Annotated in this window: 4 protein-coding genes; 3 read left to right on the top strand and 1 reads right to left on the bottom strand. The window is 71.7% G+C overall.

Going from position 1 to position 4,912, the window contains the following annotated elements; genetic code table 11:
• Both DD1DGNOD_RS06065 and DD1DGNOD_RS06060 read left to right on the top strand, forming a co-directional pair.
• A partial coding sequence (locus tag DD1DGNOD_RS06065; protein WP_131769637.1) for a coenzyme F420-0:L-glutamate ligase occupies positions 1 to 714 on the top strand: 714 nt, incomplete at its 5' end.
• Between the two features lie 110 nt (positions 715 to 824).
• Complete coding sequence (locus DD1DGNOD_RS06060; RefSeq protein ID WP_131769636.1) at positions 825 to 1,646, top strand: DUF3105 domain-containing protein; 822 nt, start codon at positions 825 to 827, stop codon at positions 1,644 to 1,646.
• 58 nt (positions 1,647 to 1,704) lie between these two features.
• Here the strand turns inward: DD1DGNOD_RS06060 and DD1DGNOD_RS06055 are convergent, their stop codons facing one another.
• Positions 1,705 to 2,778, bottom strand: a complete 1,074-nt coding sequence (locus tag DD1DGNOD_RS06055; RefSeq protein WP_131769635.1) for a sugar phosphate nucleotidyltransferase — start codon at positions 2,776 to 2,778, stop codon at positions 1,705 to 1,707.
• A gap of 154 nt (positions 2,779 to 2,932) precedes the next feature.
• Here DD1DGNOD_RS06055 and DD1DGNOD_RS06050 point away from each other — a divergent pair.
• On the top strand, positions 2,933 to 4,912 hold a 1,980-nt coding region (locus tag DD1DGNOD_RS06050), incomplete at its 3' end, for an NAD-glutamate dehydrogenase domain-containing protein (RefSeq protein ID WP_165036464.1).

Genomic DNA, 4,912 nt, shown 5'->3' with positions numbered 1-4,912 from the left:
CGGAAGCTGTCCGGGGTGCCGGTGGCGCTCGTACGCGGTTTCCGCGCGCTCGCCGACGACGGTCGCGGGGCTCGGGCGCTGGTCCGCCCGGCAGCCGAGGACATGTTCCGGCTCGGCACCGTCGAGGCCCGGCGGTCAGCGGTCACCGCCCGGCGGACGGTCCGCGAGTTCAGCGACGCACCCGTGGATCCGCAGGCCCTCCAGCGCGCCTTTGCCGCGGCCGTGACCGCTCCCGCCCCGCACCACACGACCCCGTGGCGGTTCGTGGTCGTGACCGACGCCCGTGACCAGCTGCTGGCGAGGATGGCCGAGGCCTGGGCGGCGGACCTGCGCGCGGACGGTCTCGGCCCCGCCGCGGTCACCCGCCGGCTGGGACGCGGTGACGTCCTGCGCCGGGCACCCGTCCTGGTCGTGCCCTGCCTGGTCACCGACGGCGCCCACAGCTATCCCGACAGCCGGCGGGCCGCCGCCGAGGAGCGGATGTTCCTGGTCGCGATGGGAGCCGGCGTGCAGAACATGCTGGTCTGCCTGGCCGCGGAGGGTCTGGGGTCATGCTGGGTGTCGAGCACCCTGTTCTGCCCGGACGTGGTCCGTGCGGTCCTGCGGCTGCCGGCGGGCTGGCAGCCCATGGGAGCGGTGGGGATCGGCCATCCAGCGCATCCACCCGGACAACGCCCGACCCCCGATGTCACGCCGTTCGTCGTCACCAGATAACTCGTCATCACCGGATAGTCCGAACCTCGCGGCCGGAACCCCATGACCGGAACCTCGTGACCAGGACGGGGTACGGACGTGGTATTCGACACTCCGTAGGATTGGGCGCCGTGGGCAAAAAGAGCGCGGAACGCAATGCACGGCTGGAGGCGCTCCGGCGCGAACAGCGACGCCAAGAGCGGCGCCGTTCCCTCCTGATCTACGGTTCCAGCGGCATCGTCGCGCTCGTGCTGCTGGCCGGCATCATCATCTACGCCATGTCGGAGAACAGGTCACAGAACGCAAGCCACTCGATCGGCCATGTCACGTCGGCGGGCAAGGCTGCGGCAGCAGCCGGATGCACCGGGGTCGTCAACGACGCGCCACGCGGTAACACCCACGTCGCGGCGAACCAGACCGTCAACTACGACGTGGCCCCGCCGTCGTCCGGTAACCACGACGCCGACCCTCTGCCGGACGCCTACCACTTCTACGAGCGCATCCCGAACCTGCGGATCGAACGCGCCGTGCACAGTCTCGAACACGGCTTCATCATCGGCTGGTACGACCCGAAGCTCCCCGACGACCAGGTCGCGGCGCTACGCACCGCCTCCGACACCGCTGGCGACCGGTTCCTCGCGATTCCCTGGGAACGCGGCGACTTCCCCGACGACAAGCACTTCGTGCTCACCGCGTGGGACCGCACACAGCGATGCGCGACCGTGTCCGAGGCGGCCATCAAGGAGTTCGTGGCCACCTATGCCAACCCGGACCCCGTCGGCGCGGCGTGGGACTCCCCCACCGCACCCGAGTCGGGTGCCTCCGGCGGGACCCTCAACCTGAGCCCGACCATCGCCGGCTCGGCAACCGAACCGGCCCCGACAAGCGCATCGGCCGGGACAACCCCCGAGCCGGGGACGTCCGTCATACCGGGTTCAACGGCGCCACGCTGAGAAACGCCGAGAAGGAAGGCATGATCGGACGCCTTCGGGCGGCCGGCCGGGAGGCTCGTCAGACACGATCGGAGCTGAAGCGGATCGCGCCCGCCCGCAGGACGGCATCGGGGAAGACCCGGGCGCCGGCCCGCAGCTCGTTGTCGGGTTCGATCCGCGCACGATCACCGATGACCACCCCCTCGAGGGACACCCTGTCCCCGATGACCGCGCCGGCACCCACCACCGAGCTCCGCACGGACGCGCCCTCACCAATCATCGCGCCGTCGAAAATCACCGCGCCGTCGACGGTGGCGCCGGCGCCCACCACTGCACCGGCGCCCACCACCGCACCCCCGCCGATCTTGGCGTCGACGGCGACGGACGCGCCCGGTAGCGCCAGCCAGTCACCGACGGGCCCTGGCAGCGCCGAGGAGGCGATCCGCCCCGTCACCAGGTCGCGTGAGCCCCGGATGAACGCGTCGGGCGTGCCCAGGTCCAGCCAGTAGGTGCTGTCGATGTAGCCGACCACCAGGAAGCCGGCGTCCAGCAGCCCCGGGAAGGTCTCCCGCTCCACCGAGACCGGGCGGCCCGCCGGAATGTCATCGATCACCGACCGGCGGAACACATAACAGCCCGCGTTGATCCGGTTGGTCGGCGGGTCGGGGGTCTTCTCCAGGAACTGGGTGACCCGGCCGTCGGCGTCGGTGGGTACGACACCGAACGCCCGTGGATCATCAACCTCGGTCAGGTGCAGGGTGACGGCCGCGTCGGTCTGGCGGTGACGCCGCACCAGCGCGGCGATGTCCAGCCCGGAGAGGATGTCGCCGTTGAAGACGACCACGGGGTCGTCCGGGCCGCCGCGCAGTCTCGACGCGACGTTGCGGATCCCGCCGCCGGTCCCGAGCGGTTCGGTCTCGGTGACGTACTCCAGCTCCAGCCCGTGGGCGCAGCCGTCCCCGAAGTACTCCTCGAACACCTCGGCCCGGTATGACGTCGCGAGGACGACACGGGTGATCCCGGCGTCACGGGCGCGGGCAAGCATGTGGGCGGTCACCGGTACACCGGCGACCGGAAGCATCGGTTTCGGTGCCGACATTGTCAACGGGCGCAGACGGCTACCCTGTCCGCCGACCAGCATCACAGCGTCCATGGCGCGTCAGTTTCGCAGAGGCCGCACTACCTAGTGCGCGATGTTCGCGTATTTCGGTGACGTCGCGTCGCGGACACCGAAGCGTCGGGCCAAGTCGGTCCCGCCTGCGGTGTGCCGGAGTGCGCAGCCCGGTGCTTCTGACGATGCTGAAGGGGTGGTACGCCCGTCTGCCCCCAGCTACCGGATCTCCCACGAAGGCACCCTGTCGGGTGCCGAGAGCGCCCTGGCCGGGCTGGCCCAGGGCGGGGAACCGGGCTTCGCCGCCGCCCGCACCGACGACGGGACCGCCACGCTCGCGGTATGGCTTGCCTGGCAGGCGCACGAGCCGCCCATCGCCGACGTCATACCGGTGCTGGCCAACCTGGGCCTGCGCGCGCGGACCCACCGCTCGCTGCCGAGCCGTCCGGGCCCGGACGGAAGCACGGTCAACCTGGACGAATACCACATGATCGCCGCACCGGAGCTGGCCGACGCCGCGCTCAAACAGATGGACGGGCTGCGTGACGTCCTCAGCGGTCTCGCGCGCGGGGACGTTGACAGCGACAGCCTGGACTCGCTGGTGCTCACCGCCGGGCTCACCGCCCGTGAGGTGCGGCTGCTGCGGGCGATGTTCCGTTACCTGCGGCTGGCCGGGACGTCCCTGGGCACCCGGTACGCCCACCGGGTCCTGACCGCCCACCCGTTCTACGCGCACGACCTGGTGGCACTGTTCCACGCCCGGATGGATCCGTTGCGGGCGAACCCGGCCGACGCCGAGCGGCTGCACGCGGCGCTGGAGGACGCGCTCGGATGGGTGACGGGCATCAACGACGACGCGGTCCTGCGCCGGCTGCGGGATCTCGCCCTCGCGGTCGTCCGGACGACGTTCTACTCGGCGTCCGACTCCTCGGCGTCCGACTCCTCGGTGCCCGACCATCCGGCGTCCGGCGAGATCCGGACGGTAGCCGGCGAAACAGCCCACGGGACGCCCGGCGGCATCGGGGACGCGCTCGCCTTCAAGCTCGCCCCGGCCGGGCTCCCGTGGCTGCCCCGGCCGCTGCCGGAGGCCGAGACCTTCGTCAGCTCCACCCGGTTCGACGCGGTGCACCTTCGCGGCACCCGCCTGGCCCGCGGCGGCATCCGGTGGTCCGATCGCCAGGAGGACCTGCGTACCGAGATCCTCGGCCTGATGAAGGCCCAGCGGGTCAAGAACGCCGTCATCGTGCCCGACGGGGCAAAGGGCGGGTTCGTGCTGCGCCGGCCGCCGTCGGACCCCGGGGAACTCGCCCGGCTCGCCGAGTCCTGCTACACGCAGTTCATGGAGGCGCTGCTGGCCCTCATCGACAACCGGGTCGACGGCGCGACCCGGTGCCGGCCGGGGATGGTCTGCCACGACGGTCCCGACAGCTACCTGGTCGTCGCCGCCGACAAGGGCACGGCAGGCTTCTCCGATCTGGCCAACCGGGTGGCGGCGGCCAACGGCTACTGGCTCGGCGACGCCTTCGCCTCGGGTGGCCGCAGCGGGTACGACCACAAGGCGTTGGGCATCACCGCCCGAGGCGTGTGGGAATCGGTCCGCCGTCACTTCGCCGAGCTCGGCGTCGACGCCGACCACGAACCCCTGACGGTCGTCGGCATCGGCGATATGTCCGGGGACGTCTTCGGCAACGGGATGCTGCTCTCCCGCCATCTCCGTCTGGTGGCCGCCTTCGACCATCGGCACATCTTCCTCGACCCCGATCCCGACCCGGCCCGGTCGTTCGCCGAACGCCGGCGGCTGGCGTCGCTTCCGTCGAGCAGCTGGGACGACTACGACCGGACGGCCCTGTCGGCCGGCGGGGGTGTCTTCCCGCTGTCGTCCAAGCGGATCGAGCTGACCGACGAGGTGCGGGAGCTGCTCGGCGTCGGCGAGGACACGCTGCCCGCCGACGCCGTGGTCCGGGCGATCCTGCGCGCACCGGTCGACCTGCTGTGGAACGGCGGGGTGGGCACCTGGGTGAAGGCCGGCGGGCAGGACCACGCCTCGGTCGGGGACAAGGCCCGCGACGGGATGCGGGTCGACGCCCGGCAGCTGCGCTGCCGGGTCGTGGCCGAGGGCGGCAACCTCGGCCTCACCGACGCCGCCCGGATCGAGTTCGCCCTGCGCGGCGGACGC

Origin of the sequence: Candidatus Protofrankia californiensis (assembly GCF_900634765.1) — a bacterium.
Lineage (GTDB): Bacteria > Actinomycetota > Actinomycetes > Frankiales > Frankiaceae > Protofrankia > Protofrankia californiensis.
Note: the sequence above shows the minus strand (reverse complement) of the source record. Positions and strands in the feature narration are given on the sequence as shown.

Excerpts from the sequence above, each read along its gene's own strand:
- DD1DGNOD_RS06055 (WP_131769635.1), bottom strand. The coding sequence starts at position 2,778 with ATGGACGCTGTGATGCTGGTCGGCGGACAGGGTAGCCGTCTGCGCCCG.